This is a genomic window from Luteimonas vadosa (assembly GCF_039543545.1).
Taxonomy (GTDB): Bacteria; Pseudomonadota; Gammaproteobacteria; order Xanthomonadales; family Xanthomonadaceae; genus Luteimonas; species Luteimonas vadosa.
The window spans coordinates 331,390-349,089 of the sequence record NZ_BAABJY010000001.1 but is presented as its reverse complement, the minus strand read 5'-3'; the positions used below and the strand labels follow the sequence as shown (position 1 = coordinate 349,089).

16 protein-coding genes are annotated in these 17,700 nt (G+C 69.8%); 10 read left to right on the top strand and 6 right to left on the bottom strand.

Annotated features, from left to right (window positions below; translation table 11 throughout):
• Positions 1–94: 94 nt before the first annotated feature.
• The 3 genes from mltB to ABD970_RS01600 all read left to right on the top strand — a co-directional run bounded on the left by mltB (position 95) and on the right by ABD970_RS01600 (position 3,889).
• Entirely contained in the window at positions 95–1,207 is a 1,113-nt protein-coding gene (gene mltB, locus ABD970_RS01610; RefSeq protein ID WP_425563049.1) for a lytic murein transglycosylase B, read from the top strand.
• On the top strand, positions 1,204–2,586 hold the full coding sequence (locus tag ABD970_RS01605) for a septal ring lytic transglycosylase RlpA family protein (protein ID WP_345293749.1): 1,383 nt from the start codon (positions 1,204–1,206) through the stop codon (positions 2,584–2,586). Before mltB ends, ABD970_RS01605 begins: the two co-directional genes overlap by 4 nt.
• An 88-nt stretch (positions 2,587–2,674) precedes the next feature.
• Positions 2,675–3,889 (top strand): D-alanyl-D-alanine carboxypeptidase family protein, encoded by a 1,215-nt coding sequence (locus ABD970_RS01600; protein WP_345293748.1) that lies wholly within the window; start codon positions 2,675–2,677, stop codon positions 3,887–3,889.
• 26 nt (positions 3,890–3,915) lie between these two features.
• Here the strand turns inward: ABD970_RS01600 and ABD970_RS01595 are convergent, their stop codons facing one another.
• On the bottom strand, positions 3,916–4,404 hold the full coding sequence (locus ABD970_RS01595) for a DUF2165 family protein (protein WP_345293747.1): 489 nt from the start codon (positions 4,402–4,404) through the stop codon (positions 3,916–3,918).
• A 162-nt stretch (positions 4,405–4,566) separates the two neighbouring features.
• On the opposite strand from ABD970_RS01595, the gene ABD970_RS01590 reads away from it, so the two are divergent.
• The 7 genes from ABD970_RS01590 to rarD all read left to right on the top strand — a co-directional run bounded on the left by ABD970_RS01590 (position 4,567) and on the right by rarD (position 12,093).
• Complete coding sequence (locus ABD970_RS01590) at positions 4,567–4,845, top strand: DUF493 family protein (RefSeq protein WP_345293746.1); 279 nt, start codon at positions 4,567–4,569, stop codon at positions 4,843–4,845.
• 64 nt (positions 4,846–4,909) lie between these two features.
• Complete coding sequence (lipB, locus tag ABD970_RS01585) at positions 4,910–5,572, top strand: lipoyl(octanoyl) transferase LipB (protein ID WP_345293745.1); 663 nt, start codon at positions 4,910–4,912, stop codon at positions 5,570–5,572.
• A 94-nt stretch (positions 5,573–5,666) separates the two neighbouring features.
• Complete coding sequence (gene lipA / locus ABD970_RS01580) at positions 5,667–6,692, top strand: lipoyl synthase (RefSeq protein ID WP_345293744.1); 1,026 nt, start codon at positions 5,667–5,669, stop codon at positions 6,690–6,692.
• 272 nt (positions 6,693–6,964) lie between these two features.
• A complete protein-coding gene (locus ABD970_RS01575; RefSeq protein ID WP_345293743.1) occupies positions 6,965–9,160 on the top strand; it encodes a carboxy terminal-processing peptidase in 2,196 nt (731 codons plus the stop codon).
• Positions 9,161–9,285: 125 nt separating this feature from the next.
• Positions 9,286–10,140, top strand: coding sequence for a bifunctional transcriptional activator/DNA repair enzyme AdaA (locus tag ABD970_RS01570; RefSeq protein WP_345293742.1), 855 nt, complete (start codon positions 9,286–9,288; stop codon positions 10,138–10,140).
• Between the two features lie 109 nt (positions 10,141–10,249).
• Complete coding sequence (gene yedA / locus ABD970_RS01565; RefSeq protein WP_345293741.1) at positions 10,250–11,185, top strand: drug/metabolite exporter YedA; 936 nt, start codon at positions 10,250–10,252, stop codon at positions 11,183–11,185.
• Between the two features lie 14 nt (positions 11,186–11,199).
• A complete protein-coding gene (rarD, locus tag ABD970_RS01560) occupies positions 11,200–12,093 on the top strand; it encodes an EamA family transporter RarD (RefSeq protein WP_345294535.1) in 894 nt (297 codons plus the stop codon).
• 36 nt (positions 12,094–12,129) lie between these two features.
• On the opposite strand, the gene ABD970_RS01555 is transcribed toward rarD, so the two are convergent.
• From ABD970_RS01555 to ABD970_RS01535, 5 genes are all read right to left on the bottom strand, one after another.
• Positions 12,130–13,440 carry an ABC transporter permease gene (locus tag ABD970_RS01555; RefSeq protein WP_345293740.1) on the bottom strand — a complete coding sequence of 437 codons (1,311 nt, stop codon included), beginning with the start codon at positions 13,438–13,440 and terminating at the stop codon, positions 12,130–12,132.
• A 64-nt stretch (positions 13,441–13,504) separates the two neighbouring features.
• Positions 13,505–14,665, bottom strand: a complete 1,161-nt coding sequence (locus tag ABD970_RS01550; RefSeq protein WP_345293739.1) for an ABC transporter permease — start codon at positions 14,663–14,665, stop codon at positions 13,505–13,507.
• Between the two features lie 139 nt (positions 14,666–14,804).
• Positions 14,805–15,497: an ABC transporter ATP-binding protein gene (locus ABD970_RS01545; RefSeq protein WP_345293738.1), complete on the bottom strand. Its 693-nt coding sequence runs from the start codon at positions 15,495–15,497 to the stop codon at positions 14,805–14,807.
• 214 nt (positions 15,498–15,711) lie between these two features.
• The gene (locus tag ABD970_RS01540) at positions 15,712–16,956 is read right to left on the bottom strand and encodes an efflux RND transporter periplasmic adaptor subunit (RefSeq protein WP_345293737.1); all 1,245 of its coding nucleotides are present in this window, start codon (positions 16,954–16,956) and stop codon (positions 15,712–15,714) included.
• 113 nt (positions 16,957–17,069) lie between these two features.
• Positions 17,070–17,666: a hypothetical protein gene (locus ABD970_RS01535; RefSeq protein ID WP_345293736.1), complete on the bottom strand. Its 597-nt coding sequence runs from the start codon at positions 17,664–17,666 to the stop codon at positions 17,070–17,072.
• Between the last annotated feature and the right edge of the window lie 34 nt (positions 17,667–17,700).

Below are 17,700 nucleotides of genomic sequence, written 5' to 3'. Positions count from 1 at the left end.
TCGCCGTCCTTGCGGGGCCCTTGGTCGAATGGAGTGCGTGTTAACCTCGCCGACGATGACGAAACGCCACCGAATCCCCCCGATCCGCGCGTCGATCGTGCCCTTTTCCATCGCGATGGCGACCGCGTTCGCACTCGCCGGCTGCGCCACCCAGACCGCCCCGCCACCGGTGGAGGTGCTGGCCAGGCCGGAGGCCGCCCCGCCCCAGGCGCCGCAGGCGCCCCGGCTGTTGCCCAAGGTGCCGCAGCCTCCGGAGCGCCCCGTCGCGCCGCCGTCGGTCACCGATCCCTCCATTCCGCAGGCGCAGCGCATCGACGCGTTCGTCGACTACACCGCGCGCACCTACGGCGTTTCGCCGCAGCGCATCCGCGACACGCTCGCGCAGGCCGAGTTCAAGCAGGGCATCGTCGACGCGATGAACCGCCCGGCGGAGAAGACCCGGACTTGGGCCGAGTACCGGCCGATCTTCCTCAACGACGCCCGCATCCGTGGCGGCAGGCAGTTCCTGGCCGCCAACCGCCCGGCGCTGGCCCGGATCGAGGCCCGCACCGGCGTCCCGGCCGAGGTCATCGTCGCCATCATCGGCGTGGAAACCAGCTACGGAAAGATCACCGGCAACTACCGCGTGCTGGACGCGATCTACACCCTGGCCTTCGGCTATCCCAAGCGCGCGCCGTTCTTCGCTGGCGAACTGGCGCAGCTGTTCGCGCTGACCGAGGTCGAACCGCAGCTCGACCTCGCCACCCTCAAGGGCAGCTACGCCGGCGCGATGGGCATGGGCCAGTTCATGCCGTCCAGCTACCGCCTGTGGGCACAGGACGGGGACGGCGACGGGCGACGCAACCTGCTCGACAACCTGCCGGACGTGTTTGCCTCGATCGCGAACTACTTCGTGGTGCACGGCTGGCAGCGGGGCGGTCCGGTGGTGGCGCGTGCGGAACGCGATCCCGGGGCCGCCGATTTCGAGCCGGAAGGGCTCGACCCCGTGTACCCGCTGGCCGATCTCGCCGCTCGCGGCTACCGCCCGCGGGCGGGCGAACCGCAAGCCGAAGGCGCGACCCTGCTCACCTTCGACGGCGACGGCGGCAAGGAACATTGGCTGGCCTACCGCAACTTCTACGTGATCAGCCGCTACAACCATTCGCCCAAGTACGCGATGGCGGTGCACCAGCTCTCGCAGGCGATCGCCAACCCGTCGTCGCCATGAGCGGGGCGCGGGTGGGACGTTTCCTGCTGGCGGGATCGCTGTTGGCGCTGGCCGCCTGCAGCAGCGCACCGAAGCAGCCCGACCCGCCGCCACCGCAGGCCTCCGCGCCCGCACCGGCCACGCCCGCGGGCCGCAAGGTCTCCCCGTACGCGCCGGCGCGCGAGGACCCCGGCAAGCGAGGCGACTACGTCGCCGGCGGCCTGTACGCGCCCGGCGTCAAGGACAGCATCCCGCAGGAACTGCCCGACGTCGACGCGATCCCGGAGCCGGACGTGGTTGATGAACCCCGCGCCCGTTACGGCAACCGCTCGCCGTACACGGTGCTCGGCAAGCACTACACCGTGCTCGACCGCCCCGACGGCTACGTCGAGCAGGGGCTGGCGTCGTACTACGGCAACAAGTTCCACGGTCGCCGCACCTCCAGCCAGGAGGTCTACGACATGTACGCCTTCACCGCGGCGCACCGGTCGCTGCCGCTGCCGAGCTTCGCGCGCGTGACCAACCTGGACAACGGCCGCAGCGTGGTGGTCCGGGTCAACGACCGCGGACCGTTCCACGAGGGACGGGTGATCGACCTCAGCTTCGCCGCCGCGGTCAAGCTCGGCATCCATCCGCGTGGGACCGGGTTGGTCGAAGTGCGCGGATTGACGCCCCGCGACGTTCCGCGCTCGACCACCGTGGACACCTCGACGGCGACGGTCGATCCGTCCACCGGCCTGCCGCCGGGCGTGCGCGTGGCCACCGGCAGGCCGCAGCCGATGCCGCCCACGCCCATCGACGACCTCGTGGCGACCCTGCCCGCGGCCGATGCGCAGACAATGGTAGCGGCGTCCACGGTGGCCGAAGGCGCGGGCGTGCCGGTGGCCGTGGAAACCGTCGCCGCCGCCGATGCCCGCGACTGGCGCTTCGACATGCTGCAGGACGGCCGGGCGATGACGGCCGACGAATTCGACGCCTGGATGAAGGCGCGCCGGGCCCGCGTGGCCACCGGCAAGCCGGGCAAGCCAGACCCCTACGGCGCGGCTGCGCCGGGTGCGGTGTCGCCCGTTGCCCAGGCCGGACCACCCGCCACCGTTGGCCCGCCCATTGCCGCCGAGCGGGCCGCGGCGCCCGCGGCCAGGCTCGTCGAGCCGGTCGCGTCGAACGCCCCCGGCGTGATGCTGCAGGTCGCGGCGTTTGGCGCGCGCGCCAATGCCGAGCGCGCGCTCGCGATGTTGCGCGACGCCGGCGTCGCCGGTGCGCGCCTGATGGACGGCGTGTCCGACGGCAAGCCGGTCTGGCGGTTGCGCGTCGGTCCGCTGGATGCCGCCAGCGTCACGGAATTCAGCACCCGGGTCGCCGCGCTGGGCTTCGGCATGCCGCACGTGGTGCGCGAATGATGGCGCGCCGCCTCCCACCCGGGTAAGGTCCGCGCCCGCCCCCTCGTTCCCGGCCGCTCTTGGCCGCCCCCCTGGAGTTCCGTCGTCGATGAAGATTTCCGTACTGACCCGTCGCGCACTGCTGGCCGCCCTCGCGGTCGGCGCCTTCGGCCTGGCCGTGGCGCAGACGCCGCAGCCGCAGCCCGCCGCACCGGCCGCGCTCAGCGATGCCTTGCCCGTGCCGCCGCCGCCGGACGTGGTCGGCGAGGCCTGGGTGCTGATGGACTACGCCACCGGGCAGGTGCTGGCGGGCGAGAACGTGGACAAGCGCATGGAACCGGCCAGCATCACCAAGGTGATGACCAGCTACGTGATCGCCGCCGAGTTGAAGGCCGGCAAGATCAAGCCCACCGACCCGGTGATGATGAGCGAGAACGCCTGGCGCAGCGGCGGCGCCGGCACCGACGGCAGCTACAGCGGCTTCGAGGTCAACAAGACCGCGCCGCTGGTCGACATGGAAAAGGGCATGGTGGTGCAGTCCGGCAACGACGCCGCCATCGCGCTCGCCGAACACGTCGCGGGGTCCGAGGACGCCTTCGCCGCGCTCATGAACGCCTACGCCAAGCGCATCGGCCTGAAGAACTCGAACTTCGTCAATGCCCATGGCCTGCCGGCCGAGAACCATTACTCCACGCCGCGAGACCTGGCCCTGCTGGGCCGTGCGCTGGTCCGCGATTTCCCGGAGGCCTACAGCCACAACAAGATCAAGGAATTCACCGTCGGGCCGATCACGCAGCGCAACCGCAACGTGCTGCTGTGGCGCGATCCGAGCGTCGACGGCATCAAGACCGGGCATACCTCGGCCGCCGGCTACTGCCTGATGGCCTCCGCCAAGCGGGGCGACCAGCGCCTGATCAGCGTGGTCATGCATTCGACCTCGGAGAAACAGCGCGCCAACGATTCGCTGGCGCTGCTCAACTGGGGGTTCCGCTTCTACGAGACCCACAAGCTCTACGACGCCGGCAAGGCGATCGCGTCGCCGAAGATCTGGAAGGGCGAGGCGGACGCGGTCCGCCTTGGCGTCGCCCGCCCGCTGCTGGTCAGCATGCCGCGTGGCAAGTACGAGCAGCTCAAGCCGGTGATGGACGTACCCAAGGTCCTGGTGGCGCCGATCGCCAAGGGCCAGGCCGTGGGCAACGTGCGGGTCTCGCTGGACGGCAAGGTCGTGGCGCAGGCGCCCCTGGTCGCGCTCGACGGCGTGCCCGAAGGCGGATTCTTCAAGCGCCTCTGGCACGAACTGCTGATGTGGTGGGATTCGGTCTAGCGCCGCACCCCGGGCGCCTCCGGGCGTCACGCGTCCGGCATGTTGACGAACAGCAGGACGAACGCGCACAGCGAGGCGTACTGGAAGGCGCCGGCCAGCGAGGCCGAGCCCGCCGGTGTCTGCCACATCTGGAAGAACGCGCCACCGACCACCGCGAACAGGCCCATCCACACGACCAGGCCCAGGCCGCAGCCGAGCAGGCCCCAGGTCTTGGCGGCCTGGAACGCGGCGGGGGCGTCGGACCGCGCGGCCCACAGGTCCCAGGCGCCCTTGGCGGCGAACAGGCCGGCCGCCATTTCCCCCGCGATGATCACCGAGAGGGCCAGGGCCGCCACCGCCGGGCTGTCGATCGCCACCCCGACCGTATCGGGGTACACGGCGTGGTCGTCCATGCGCAGGACGTAGGCGACGGCCTGCAGCGCGGCGTCGAGGTTGGCGACGTTCTGGGCGGCATACAGCAGCGCCAGCAGGGCGACCAGCGCCAGCAGCACGACTTTGAGCAATCGGATCGCCATGGGGTCTCCCTCCGGACGGGCAGGCCGCGCAAGGGCCGCACGGAGGAAGGCCGTGGGCACCCTTCTCCCCTTGCCACGCCAAACCCGCGTGCGACAGGCCAAGCCGAGGGACCTTGCGTCGCGGATCTTGGGTTGGACGCGCAAGGCCGCCATAATCGGGCCATGGAGATCGATCCGCAGTCGCAGGAACACGGGTTCCAGTTCCCCGGTGAGTTCGAGATCACCGCCATGGGCCTGGCCGAGGCCGGGCTCGAGGACGCGCTGCCTGCCTTGTTGCGCGCGGCAGGCATTACCGTGGTCGACGAGAGGTGCGCCACGCGGGCGTCCAGCGGCGGCAAGTACGTGTCGGTGCGCCTGGCGTTCCACGCCGCCTCGCGCGAGCAGTACGACAGCGCCCATGCCGCACTGCGCGCGCATCCGGAAGTGAAGTGGACCCTGTAGGCCGGTTGCGCGGTCATTGCCTGCCGGCACCGCGGGCAGGGGGCCGTCGCACCACGTTTCGCGGGTGGTGAACACGCCGGCGATCGTGCGCGACCTCGGTCGCCAGCCCTACGAGCCGGTCTGGCGGGCGATGCAGCGATTCACGGACGCACGCGACGCGGGTACGCCGGATGAAATCTGGCTGGTCGAGCACGACCCGGTCTTCACCCTCGGACAGGCGGGCAAACCGGAACACGTGCTCGCGCCCGGCGACATCCCGGTGCTGCAGGTGGACCGTGGCGGACAGGTGACCTACCACGGGCCGGGCCAGCTCGTGGCCTACCCGCTGCTCGACATCAAGCGGCTGAAGGTGGGCGTGCGCGAGTACGTGCACCGCATCGAGCAGGCGGTCATCGACAGCCTCGCGGAATGGAACATCGGCGCGGCGCGCCGGGATGGCGCGCCGGGTGTCTACGTCAACGACGCGAAGGTGGCCGCCCTGGGCATCCGCGTGCGCCGCGGCTGCACCTTCCACGGCCTGGCGTTCAACGTGGCGATGGACCTGGAACCCTTCCATCGCATCAACCCCTGCGGCTTCGCGGGATTGCGGGTCACGTCGCTGCACGACCTCGGCGGCCCTGGCGGGATCGACGCGGTCAAGCCGGTGCTGCTCGAACAGCTGGCGGGGCAGTTCGGACTGGCGCTGCAGGCCACCGACGCGCGCCCGGAAGCGCTGTTGGCGGCTTGAAAGGCGGCCACCGCCCGCGTGCGTTGCGCAGGGGCGGCCGGCGTCGCTGGTCTACAATGGCCACCCCGTCGCGTCCCTGCCGACCCGAGTGCCCATGAGCCTCCCGACCGACCGCACGATCCCGCTGCAAGTCCTGCAGGCCGATGCCGCGCCGTCGCTGGTGCCCGGTGCGCGGCAGGTCGCGGGCGACAAGATCGCGCGCTCGCCGGTGACGTTCGAGGACGCCCCGGTGCTGCGCAAGCCTTCGTGGATCCGGGTGCGCATCCCGTCCAACAACGCCGTCGCCATCCTCAAGGCCAAGCTGCGCAAGAACCGCCTGGTCACCGTGTGCGAGGAGGCGAGCTGCCCGAACATCCACGAGTGCTTCGGCCACGGCACCGCCACGTTCATGATCCTCGGCGAGGTCTGCACCCGCCGGTGCAGCTTCTGCGACGTCGCCCACGGCCGTCCGAAACCGCCGGACTCCGACGAGCCGCGCCACCTGGCGGAGACCGTCGCCGACATGGGCCTGGCCTACGTCGTCGTGACCAGCGTCGACCGGGACGACCTGCGTGACGGCGGGGCGCAGCACTTCGTCGACTGCATCGCCGCGATCCGCGCGCAGTCGCCGGGTACCCGCATCGAGATCCTGACGCCGGATTTCCGCGGCAAGGGCCGCATGGAGCGCGCGCTGGAGATCCTCGCGACCCACCCGCCGGACGTCTTCAACCACAACGTCGAGACCGTGCCCGACCTCTACCGCAACGTCCGCCCGGGCGCCGACTACCAGTGGTCGATGACGCTGCTGCAGAAGTTCAAGCAGCAGCATCCGTCGATCCCGACCAAGTCGGGGATCATGCTCGGCCTCGGCGAGACCATGGACCAGGTGCAGGGCACGCTGCGCGACCTGCGCGCGCACGACGTCGAGATGGTCACCATCGGCCAGTACCTGCAGCCCAGCGCGCACCACCACCCCGTGCTGCGCTACTGGACGCCGGACGAGTTCAAGGCGCTGGAAGACTTCGGCATGGCGCTGGGGTTCACCCATGTCGCCTCGGGTCCGCTGGTGCGTTCGTCCTACCACGCCGACCAGCAGGCGGCCGATGCCGCCCGTGCGCAGGGTGCCCGCGGCGCGGCGTGAGGCCTGCCCACGGGCGCGCAGGGCCGTTTGCGTGGTCCGGAAGCCAGCGGGCCCGTGAAAGCGACGAGCGGTGCCTGCGGGCTGAAGAATCGTTCACCTCCGCGCCTTGACGGGCGGTTAGAGTGGATTCTCGGCTCCCGCAAGCGTCCGGATGCAACTTTCAGCACTGTGCGCACGTCCCTGAGAGGCGCATGGTGGTCCCCCGGTCGCCGACCGGGCCGTCCCCGCAAGACCGTCGCAGCCGGCAAATCCCCCAGAGGTCCGTACCCCGCATGAAACTCTCCCAGGTCCTGTCCACCTCCCTGATCGCACTGGCGCTGGCGGCGCCGCTCGGGCTGATGGCCCGAGCCGCGGGCGACTCCAACAATGCGATCGGTGAAGCCGCGCGCGTCGACCACGCCACGACCTCGAAGCTGGTCTACGGACTGCTGTCGGACAGCCGCTACGCCTACCGGCCGCGCGCCCTGGACGCGGCGATGTCCGCCGAGATCTTCAAGCGCTACCTGGAGTCGCTCGACGGCGCCAAGCTGTTCCTCACCGCCCCGGACGTCGCGAAGTTCGCGCCCTACCGGGCGAGGATGGGCGAGGCGCTGAAGCAGGGCGACACCGGGCCCGCCTTCGCGATGTTCGCGCTCTACCAGCAGCGCGTGAACCAGCGCGTCGAGCACGCCCGCGGGCTGCTCAAGCAGGACATCTTCGATTTCAGCGGCAACGACCGCTGGCACTACGATCGCGAGGATGCAGCCTGGGCCAAGGACCAGGCCGAGCTGGACCACCTGTGGAAGCAGTCCGTCCGCAACGACTGGCTGCGGCTGAAACTGGCCGGCAAGAAGCCCGACGAGATCCGCAAGACGCTGGACAAGCGCTACGCCAACATCTCCAAGAACGTCGCCCAGCTCAACAGGGAGGATGCGTTCCAGAGCTTCCTCAACGCCTACACCGGCGCCATCGATCCGCATACCGACTATTTCAACCCGCGCAGCGCCGCGCTGTTCAACCAGAGCATGTCGCTGTCGCTGGAGGGCATCGGAGCGCAGCTGCAGAAGCAGGACGACGTCGTGGTGATCCGCGAGATCATCGCCGGCGGACCGGCAGCGATGAGCGAGAAGTTCACGCCCGGGGACCGCATCGTGGGCGTCGGCCAGGGCCGCAGCGGCCCGATGGAGGACGTGGTCGGCTGGCGCATCGACGACGTGGTCGAGAAGATCAAGGGCAAGGCCGGTACCCAGGTGCGGCTGGACGTGGTGCCCGCCGAGGCCGTGCTCGACAGCACGCCGGTGCGCATCACGCTCACCCGCGCCAAGATCCGGCTCGAGGAGCAGGCGGCCAAGGCCAAGGTGCTGACGATCCCGACCGGCGAGGGCCAGCCGGGCAAGCGCATCGGCGTGATCGAGCTGCCCGCCTTCTACCAGGATTTCGAAGGTCGCCGCACCCGCAACGGCGACTATGCCTCGGCCACGCGCGACGTCGCGCGCCTGTTGCAGCGGTTCCGCACCGACAAGGTCGACGGGGTGGTGATGGACCTGCGCAACAACGGCGGCGGCTCGCTCACCGAGGCCGTCGAATTGACCGGCCTGTTCATCGACAAGGGTCCCGTGGTGCAGGTGCGCGAGTCCGGCGGCCGGGTGAGCGTCGAGTCCGACCGTTCCGAAGGCGTGGCCTGGGACGGTCCGCTGGCGGTGCTGATCAACCGCAGCTCGGCCTCGGCGTCGGAGATCTTCGCCGGCGCGATCCAGGATTACGGCCGTGGCCTGGTGATCGGCGAGACCACCTTCGGCAAGGGCACGGTGCAGAACCTGGTCGACCTCGACCGGTGGCCGGCCAACGAGGGCACGCAATACGGCCAGGTCAAGCTCACCATCGCGCAGTTTTTCCTGCCCGGCGGCAGCAGCACGCAGAACAAGGGCGTGGTGCCGGACATCCGCTTCCCGGTCACGGTGGACGCCAGCGAATACGGCGAAAGCACCTATGACAACGCGCTGCCTTGGACGCGCATCGCCGCGGTGCCCCACGTGCAGTACGGCAATTTCGCGACCCTGCTGCCGAAGCTCGACGCGCTCCACGACGCCCGCGTGGCGAAGGACAGGGAATTCCAGTGGTGGTCGCAGGACGTCGCCGAGTTCCGCGCCGAGCAGGAGAAGAAGTACGTGTCGCTCAACGAGGCCGAGCGCCGTGCAGAGCGCGATCGCCAGGCCGCCAAGCGCAAGCAGCGCCAGGAGGAGCGCAAGCGGCTGGGACTGGCGCTTGACCCATTGGCCGAGGAATCGATCGACGACGGACTGCAATCGAGCGAACGTAACGTCGCGCAGGATGCCGCGCGCGAAAAGGCCGCGGAAAAGCGCCCGGATCCGCTGCTGCGCGAGTCGGCGGCGATCCTCGCCGACGCGGTGCGCCTGCTCGACGGCAACCGCCAGCTGGCGGCGGCGGTGTTGCCCGAGTCGACGGCCCCGGGGCGCTGGGCGCGCTGAGGCACGCGGTGCCGGCAAGGGCGGCCCGGCCGCCGTTGCCTCTTTCCCTGGCCGGTCAGCGGCCCGCCGGGACATGCGCAAAATCCGGATAGCGGGCGCCCAGTGCGCCCGTTAGTCTTTGGGCCATGGCAAGCGCGGACACCCGGAAAGCATCCGATCCCCTCGAGCAAGCCCGTCGCCTGCTCGACGCCGGTGAGCCGAGCTTGGCGGAACTGTCGGCCGCCGTCGGCATCAGTGCCTCGCACCTGCAGCGACGCTTCACCCGCCGCTTCGGCCTCAGCCCGGCCGCCTATCTTTCCGAACGCAAGCTCGGGCGCCTGAAGGCGTCGTTGCGAGACGGGGAGGAGGTCAGCAGGGCGTTGTACGACGCCGGCTACGGGTCCCCGTCGAGGGTGTACGAGGCCGGCGCGGCCAGGCTTGGCATGACGCCCGCGCGCTATCGCGCCGGGGGCGCCGGCATGGACATCCACTGGAGCCTGATCGACACCACGCTCGGGCGGGCGCTGGTCGCCGCCACGCAACGGGGCGTGTGCATGGTCGAACTGGGCGAGGAGGATGCGGCGCTGGAAGCGAAGCTGCGGGCGGAGTTCCCGGCCGCGGACTGCCAGCGCGTCGATGCCGGCCGCGACGACTTCCTCGCGCCCCGCGTGCGCGCCGTGGCCGATGCCCTGGCGGGCAAGCACGCGCCGGGCGCCGGACCCGGGGCGCCGGCGGTCGACCTGGTCGGGACCGCGTTCCAGAAACGCGTCTGGGATGCCCTGATGCGCATCCCTGCGGGACAGACGCGGAGCTACGCCGAGTTGGCCGCGGAACTGGGCGACGCGCGCGGCGCGCGCGCGGTGGCCGGCGCCTGCGCGCGCAATCGCGTCGCCGTGATCGTGCCCTGCCACCGGGTGATCCGCGGCGACGGCTCCCTGGGCGGTTACCGTTGGGGCCTGCCGATGAAGCGCAAGGTGCTGCAGCGCGAGCGCAGCGCATGAGGCGGCACCGATGCGCCGCAGCGTTCCATCCGTGCGCGGACCGCTCCGCGTAGAATCGCCTGTCCGGGCGCACGCGCCCGGGCTCCACACCCTTCCCCGCGGACCCCAGATGGCCGAAGCCTCCACCCCTGCCGTGCACGCCGCGGTGCCGGCCACGTTGGCGGCGACGGCCATCGCGCTGGGGGTCGTCTACCTGGTCTGGGGATCGACCTACCTGGGCATCCGCTTCGCGCTCGAAGGCGGTTACCCACCGCTGCTGATGGGCGGGTTGCGCTTCGTCGCGGCCGGTGCGCTGATGTACGCCGTCTTGCGATGGCGCGGCGTGCCCGCGCCGACGCCTCGACAGTGGCGCAACGCCACCTTCATGGGCGTGCTGCTGCTGGGCGGCGGCAATGGACTGGTCTGCATCGCCGAACAGACCGTGTCTTCCGGGCTGGCCGCGATCGCGGTGGCGTCGGCACCGTTGTGGATGGCGGTCTTCCTGGTGCTGCGCGGCCAGCATCCGTCGCGCCTGGAGTGGCTTGGGCTGGCCATCGGTTTCGTCGGCGTGCTCTGGCTCAACGCGGGAAGTTCGCTGACCATGTCGCCGAAGGGATTGCTGGCCTTGCTGTTCGCGCCGATCGCCTGGTCGTTCGGCTCGGTCTGGAGCCGCGGGCGCGACTTGCCGACGCCGTTCATGGGCGCCGCCGCGCAGATGCTCTGCGGTGGCGGCGTCATGCTCGTCCTGGCGCTCGCGCTGGGCGAGCGGATCACCGAAATGCCCGACGCCAAGGCCAGCCTGTCGCTCGCCTACCTCACCGTGTTCGGCTCCATCGTCGCGTTCTCGGCCTACATCTGGCTGTTGCACAACGTGCGCACCACGCTCGCGGCCAGCTATGCCTACGTCAACCCGGTGATCGCCGTGGTGCTGGGCGCGTGGCTGGCGTCGGAGCGTTTCACCGCGCACGACCTCGGGGCGATGGCGGTGATCCTGGGCGGCGTGGTCGCCATCACGCTGGCGCGCACCCGTCCGCCGGTGCCGGTCGTGGCCAAGGACGTGCCGTGACGGCGGGCCAGCCCATGGACCGCGGCGGACTCTGGATGGCGTTCGGCGCCTTCGTGATCTGGGGCCTCATGCCGCTGTACTGGCACCTGCTCAAGTCGGTGCCTTCGCTGCAGATCGTGCTGCACCGGGTCGTGTGGGGCGCGGTTCTGGTCGCGGCATGGCTGTTCTGGAAACGTGGGCGACACTGGATCCGCGACGTGCTGGCGCAACCGCGCCTGGCGTGGCTGCTGGCGTTGTCCGGCGTCTTCATCGCCTTGAACTGGGGCCTGTACATCTGGGCGGTGAACGCCGGGCACGTGGTCGAGACCAGCCTGGGCTACTTCATCAATCCGCTGCTCAATGTCGTGATCGGCGTGGTGTTCCTGCGCGAGCGGCTCAACCCGGCGCAATGGACCTCGGTCGGGATCGCGGCGCTGGGCGTGCTGTGGCTGACCTTCAACTACGGCAGCTTCCCGTGGATCGCGCTGACGCTGGCGTGCTCGTTCGCGATGTACGGGGTGATCCGCAAGATCGCCGCGGTCGACGCCATCCCCGGGCTCGGCATCGAGAGCCTCTACCTGCTGTTGCCCGCCACGCTGGCGCTCGGCTGGTTCGAGGCGCAGGGGCAGGGCGGGTTCTTCGGCCACTGGAGCCTGGGCATCGACGCGCTGCTGGTCGTCGGCGGCGCGCTGACCGCGCTGCCGCTGATCGGCTTCTCCTACGCGGTGCGGCGGATCCCGCTGTCCGTGGTCGGGGTGATGCAATACCTGGCGCCGACGCTGCAGTTGCTGATCGGCGTGCTGGTGTTCGGCGAACCCTTCGGCCGCGACCGCGTGATCGGCTTCGTGCTGATCTGGATCGCGCTGGCGGTGTTCGCCGTGGACGGCTACCGGCGCTCGCGCCGGCGCGCGGTGCCGGCGATCGTCTGAGGCCCGCGCCGAACAGGCGCGGTGCGACGGGACCGCTCAGGTCTCGCGCAACGCCGTGGTCACCGGCAGGCGCGCGGCGCGCAGGGCGGGGAACAGGCCGCCGACCAGGCCGATGCCGAGCGCCCACTTCAGCCCGGTCCACAGCAGCTCCGGCGAAACGCGGAACTGGAACACCACCTGGCTGAAGTTCTGCCCCAGGGTCGACACGGTGTAGCCGTTGAACACCACCCACGCGACCAGCGCGCCGAGCACGCCGCCGACGAACGCCAGCAACATGGTCTCGAGCATCACCGCCATCACCACCGGCGTGCCGCGGAAGCCGATCGCGCGCATGGTCGCGATCTCGCGCGCCCGCCCGGCCACCGCCGCGTACATCGTGTTGAGCGCACCGAACACCGCGCCGATCGCCATGATCGTGCCGATCACCGTGCCGAGGATCTTGATCAGCTTGGTCAGGCCTTCGGACTGCTTGCTGTAGTAGTCTCGCGTGGTCAGCACGTCCAGCTTCAGGCGCGGGTCCGCGTCCATCGCCGCCTTGAACGACTGGTAGCCGGCATTGCCTTCGGTGCGCACGGTGATCGACTGGTAGGCGCGGCGATTGTAGGTCGAGGCCAATGTCTCGGCGTCCGCCCACAGCTCGGAATCATGCGCGTCGCCGGAGGCGAACTTGCCGACAATGGCCCAGTCCTGGTTGGCCAGTTCGAGGCTGTCGCCGACCTGGAGTCCGCGAAACTGCGATTGCGCGCCCTGGCCGACGACCAGTTCGCGCAACCCCGCGCCGAACTCGCGACCCTCGACGATCTTCACCTGCTTGCGCAATTCCCAGGCCTGCGGCCCGACGCCGCGCACCTGCGCGTTGGCGTCGCTGCCGTCGCCCATGCTGGGCAGGTTGATGATCTGCGACAGTTCCGGCGACACCAGCGGCTTGCCGTCGGCGGCCCGGGCGATGCCGGGCAGGCTGGAGATCAGCGGCACCTGGTCGCGGGTGATCACCGAATTTGTTTCCGCCTGCGAGCCGCCGCGCAGGATGATCGCGGTGTCGTCGCTGCCGGTCTGGTCAAGCGTGGCCTTGAAGCCCTCGCCCATGGCCAGCATCGCCACCAGCACGCCGACCACGCCGGCGATGCCGATCACGATCACCGACGAGGCGCCCCAGCGCTGCGGCAGGCTGGCGATGCCGATTCTCGCGGCGGCCAGCGACAGCCGGCCGCTGCGGGTGACGGCCAGCCACACCCCGACGGCGACCGCCAGGGCCAGCACGCCGTACCAGGGCAGGAAGATCCATGCCACCAGGCCGGCGACCATGGCGAGGATGGACAGCAGGTTGACCAGCCAGGGACGTTTCATGGTGTCGGCATCCTGTGGGTTTCGATCCGGCTCGAATCGCGAACGGGTTCCATCGCGGGACTCCTCATCGCCCGGCCAGCGCGTCGACGATCTTCAGCCGCCGCGCGCGCAGCGCCGGCAGCACGCCCACGACCAGGCCGATGGCCAGCATCAATGCGACGCCAACCGCCCAGGTCTGCGGCAGCACGCTGGGCAGCTGGATCAGGCCGCCGCTGGCGGCGCTGACGCCGGGGATCATCATCGCCGCGATACCGAGCCCGAGCACGCCGCCCAGCAGCACCAGCAGCATCGATTCGACCAGCACCAGGGCCAGCACGGTGCCGTCCTTGAAGCCCAGGGTCTTCAGGATCGCCAGTTCCGGGATGCGTTCGCGCACCGCCTGCGCCATGGTGTTGCCGGTCAGCAGGATCAGGGTGAAGAACACCGCGCCCATGATCGCGCTGACGATCAGGCCGATGTCGGCGAACTGCTTGGCGAAGGCCTGGTTGAACGCCGCCTCGGTCTGGGTCTTGGTCTCGTGGTCGGAGTTCTCGGACAAGGCGTCGATGGCCTTGGCCACGCGCACTGCGTGGTCCGGGTTGTCCAGCTTGACGATGAACCAGCCCACCCGGTTGCTGACGAACTGGTTGGCCTCGTCGAAATACTTCCAGTGGAACCAGAGCTGGTTCTCCTCGCCGCGGCGCTTGGCATCCTTGACCTCGAAGATGCCGCGCAGGGTCAGCGGCCAGTTGTTGCTGCCATCCTTCTGCGGAAAGATCGTGGCCTGCAGCGGGATGGTGTCGCCGAGCTTCCAGCCGTGGCGCTCGGCCAGCGCCTTGCCGACCACCGCGCCGGTGCGATCGGCGTCGAAGGCCTTGCGCTGCGCAGGCGGCAAGACGTACTCGGGGTATAGGTCGAAATACTCCGGTCCGACCGAGAAGTTCGGGAAGAAGTTCTTGGGATCCCGGTAGATGCCGCCGAACCAGGCTGCGTAGGACAGCTGCTTGACGCCGGGGATGGTGCGGATCTGCGCATCGAGGCTGTAGGGCAGCATCTGCGTGATCGACAGCCGCGAAGCCACCACCATGCGGTTCGCCCCGGCCACGCTGCCGCCCGAGTTGAAGGCCACGCGCACCGAATCGAGCAGGCCGAACAACAGGAAGGCAGCGACCACTGACAGCAGGGTCAGCAGGGTGCGCGTCTTGCTGCGGAACAGCTGCGCCCAGACCAGTGACAGGTATTTCATCGCTCGACTCCACTTTTGATGCTTGCCCCCTCCCCCGCGGCAGCGGGGGAGGGTCGGGCTGGGGGTGCGTGATGCCCGGTACAGCTCGGCGCCCTCACCCCAACCCATCTCCCGTAAACGGGGGATGGGTCAGTGCCATTCATGCAACGCGCGCCGCCTGCTCCACCAGTTCGCCCTTGTCCAGGTGGATGGTGTGGGTGGCGTATTCAGCGGCCTTGGGGTCGTGGGTAACCATGATGATGGTCTTGCCATGGTCGCGGTTGAGTTCCTGCAACAGGCCGAGGATTTCCTCGGCCGACTGGCGGTCCAGGTCGCCGGTGGGCTCGTCGCAGATCAGGAAGGTGGGGTCGGAGACGATGGCGCGAGCGATGGCCACGCGTTGCTGCTGCCCGCCGGACAGTTCGCTGGGCTTGTGCGACGCGCGGTCGGCCAGCCCGACCAGAGTCAGCGCGATCTCGGCGTTGCGCTTGCGCTGCGCGCCGCCCAGCTTGGTGAGCAGCAACGGCAGCTCGACGTTCTTCTGCGCGGTCAGCATCGGCATCAGGTTGTAGAACTGGAACACGAAGCCGACGTGCCGGCTGCGCCATTCCGACAGCTGGCCGGCGGACATGCGGTCGATGCGCTCGCCCTCGATCTCGATCTCGCCGGCGCTGGGGGTGTCCAGCCCGCCGATCAGGTTGAGCAGGGTGGTCTTGCCCGACCCGGAAGGACCCATCAACGCAACGAAATCGCCCCGCGGGATCTCGAGGTCGAGCCCATGCAACACGTCGATCTTCTCGGGACCACGCTGGTAGGTCTTGTGCAGGTCGCGGATCGAAACCAGGGATGTCATTGCCAAACTCCTCTCAGGGTCGAACTGCCGCCAGGTGCGGTGCGATGAAGCGATGACCTTTTTCCAACACTCCTGCTCCCGCGGACGGAAGCGGGTTGATTTCCGATTTGCAGGAAAGACCCCTCGTGCGCCCTGCGGGTGGCTGCGCCGTGCATGACGACACTCCTGCCAAGGTGCCTCCCGCAAGCATTCGATGGGGTCATGGAACGATCGCTCATGGCGCCTCGCCTTCCTCCGCCATGCGCACCCTGGAGCCGTCCCCAAGCGTCTCCGGAGGGTCGAGGACCACGGTCTCGCCGCCCCGCAGGCCGGACAACACCTGGCGATCGTTGCCCAGGGCGTCGCCGGTCCGCAGCGCGCGACGCTCCACCGTGTCGTCTTCCCCCAGCGCGAACGCCACCGACTCGCCGTCGCGCTCGACGATCGCAGCGGACGGCACGCGCACGCCCCGTGGCTGGTCGTCGGGCCTGGCGGCAGGTTGTTCGAGGAAGCTCACGCGCACCCCCATTTCCGGCACGATGCGCGGGTCCTTTTCCTTCAAGGCGATGCGCACCTTGACCGTCGCCTTGCCGCGGTCGGCCGCGGGGATGATCGCGACCACCTCGGCGGGGATCTTCCAGTCCGGATAGGCGTTGAGCGTGGCCTCCACCGGCATCTTCGGCTGCACGCGGCCGATGAAGGCCTCGCCGACGTCGACTTCCACCTCGAGCGAATCCATGTCGACGATCGTGCCGATGCCGGTGCGGGTGAAGCCGCCGCCGGCCGACAGCGGCGAGATGATCTCGCCGGGCTGCGCGGCCTTGGCGATCACCACGCCGGCGAACGGCGCGCGGACAACGGTGTTGTCCACGCCGATGCCGGCAATGCGCGTCTGTTGCGCCGCGACCTGGGCGCTGCGCCGGGTGGCGGCGAGCTGCGCGCGCAGGGCGTCGCGCTGGGCGACGGCCTGCTCGTACTGGGATTTCGACACCAGCTGCTGCCCGACCAGCGATCCCAGCCTCGCGGCATTGGATTCGGCTTCGCGCAGCTGCGCCTGCACGCTGCCGATCTGGCTGCGCGCGGCCGCCAGCTGCGCCGCGGCCAGGTCGCGCTGGGCGTCCGCGTCGATCGGGTCGAGCGTGGCCATCACTTCACCCGCCTCCACCCGCTGGCCCTCTTCGATCAGCACCTCGCGCACCCGACCGGTCACCTTCGCCGACACGGTCGCCATGCGCCGGGCCACGACGTAACCGGTGGCGTCCAGCACCGAGGTCGGTGCGTTGCCGCTGCCCAGCGCGACCACCGGCGCGGTCCGGACCTCGATGCCGGCATCGCGCGACAGGAAGGCCCAGGCCGCGCCGCCGAGCAGGACGATGGCAACGACCACGGCGAGCGTGATCCAGAGCGCACGCCTGGACGGAGGTGGCTCCGGCCGGCGGTCGATGCGCAACTCCTTCAGCAGGTCGGCATTGGTATTCATCGGCACTCATGTGCGTCGCGGAGCAGCCAGTGTGACGGCATTCCACCGCCCTTCCAAGTTGACGTTAGTCACCGCCGGGGTCCGGCGGCGCGAGAATCCGCGACCAGGTGCGCTCATTCCTTCGGCACCGCGCCCGCGGCCGGCCAGTCGCTGTCGGCGATGCGCTGCAGGTCCAGCGTGACCATGCGCACCGGCGCTTGGCCAGGCACGATGCGCTCCCCGACCTCGCGCCAATGCCCGTCGGCGATCGTCGCGGTGTAGCGGATCGTCGCCGGGCCTGCGGGAATCTCCCACTGGAAGCCGTCGTCGGTGGGCTTGAACTTGAAATCGCCGGAGCGCCCGTGCGCATAGCTGCGGAAGTTGTATGCCTGCTTCGCCGGGTCGAAGGACACGATGGCGAAGGCGTTGAAGTCGATGTTGCCCTCGGCGTCGTAGCCGCGGCCTTCGATGACCTTGATCGAGCCGTCGAGGAAACTGCCGACGCGCTCGGTCTGCACCAGCGTGCGGGTCTCGCCCGAGGGCAGCACGATCGTCGCCGTTCCGCGCCAGTGGCCATCGAGCTTCGCAAGCGGGGCCATTGCCGCGCGTTGCGCCGCGATGCGTGGCGACGGATTGTGCGGGTCGGGCTGGTCGGCAGCGACAACGGCCAGCGGGAGGCCGGCGGCGAGCAGCGCGCCGAGCAGGACGTTCTTGTATGGAAACGTGGTCATTGCTGTCTCCTGGGTCGGGTGACGGGTTGGGTGG

Coding starts and splice junctions, on each gene's coding strand:
- ABD970_RS01570 (WP_345293742.1), top strand. CDS start 9,286: ATGGCAAGCGCGGACACCCGGAAAGCATCCGATCCCCTCGAGCAAGCC.
- ABD970_RS01595 (WP_345293747.1), bottom strand. CDS start 4,404: ATGGCGATCCGATTGCTCAAAGTCGTGCTGCTGGCGCTGGTCGCCCTG.
- lipA (WP_345293744.1), top strand. CDS start 5,667: ATGAGCCTCCCGACCGACCGCACGATCCCGCTGCAAGTCCTGCAGGCC.
- rarD (WP_345294535.1), top strand. CDS start 11,200: ATGGACCGCGGCGGACTCTGGATGGCGTTCGGCGCCTTCGTGATCTGG.
- ABD970_RS01535 (WP_345293736.1), bottom strand. CDS start 17,666: ATGACCACGTTTCCATACAAGAACGTCCTGCTCGGCGCGCTGCTCGCC.
- ABD970_RS01540 (WP_345293737.1), bottom strand. CDS start 16,956: ATGAATACCAATGCCGACCTGCTGAAGGAGTTGCGCATCGACCGCCGG.
- ABD970_RS01590 (WP_345293746.1), top strand. CDS start 4,567: ATGGAGATCGATCCGCAGTCGCAGGAACACGGGTTCCAGTTCCCCGGT.
- ABD970_RS01575 (WP_345293743.1), top strand. CDS start 6,965: ATGAAACTCTCCCAGGTCCTGTCCACCTCCCTGATCGCACTGGCGCTG.
- ABD970_RS01600 (WP_345293748.1), top strand. CDS start 2,675: ATGAAGATTTCCGTACTGACCCGTCGCGCACTGCTGGCCGCCCTCGCG.
- ABD970_RS01550 (WP_345293739.1), bottom strand. CDS start 14,665: ATGAAATACCTGTCACTGGTCTGGGCGCAGCTGTTCCGCAGCAAGACG.
- yedA (WP_345293741.1), top strand. CDS start 10,250: ATGGCCGAAGCCTCCACCCCTGCCGTGCACGCCGCGGTGCCGGCCACG.
- ABD970_RS01545 (WP_345293738.1), bottom strand. CDS start 15,497: ATGACATCCCTGGTTTCGATCCGCGACCTGCACAAGACCTACCAGCGT.
- ABD970_RS01555 (WP_345293740.1), bottom strand. CDS start 13,440: ATGAAACGTCCCTGGCTGGTCAACCTGCTGTCCATCCTCGCCATGGTC.
- ABD970_RS01605 (WP_345293749.1), top strand. CDS start 1,204: ATGAGCGGGGCGCGGGTGGGACGTTTCCTGCTGGCGGGATCGCTGTTG.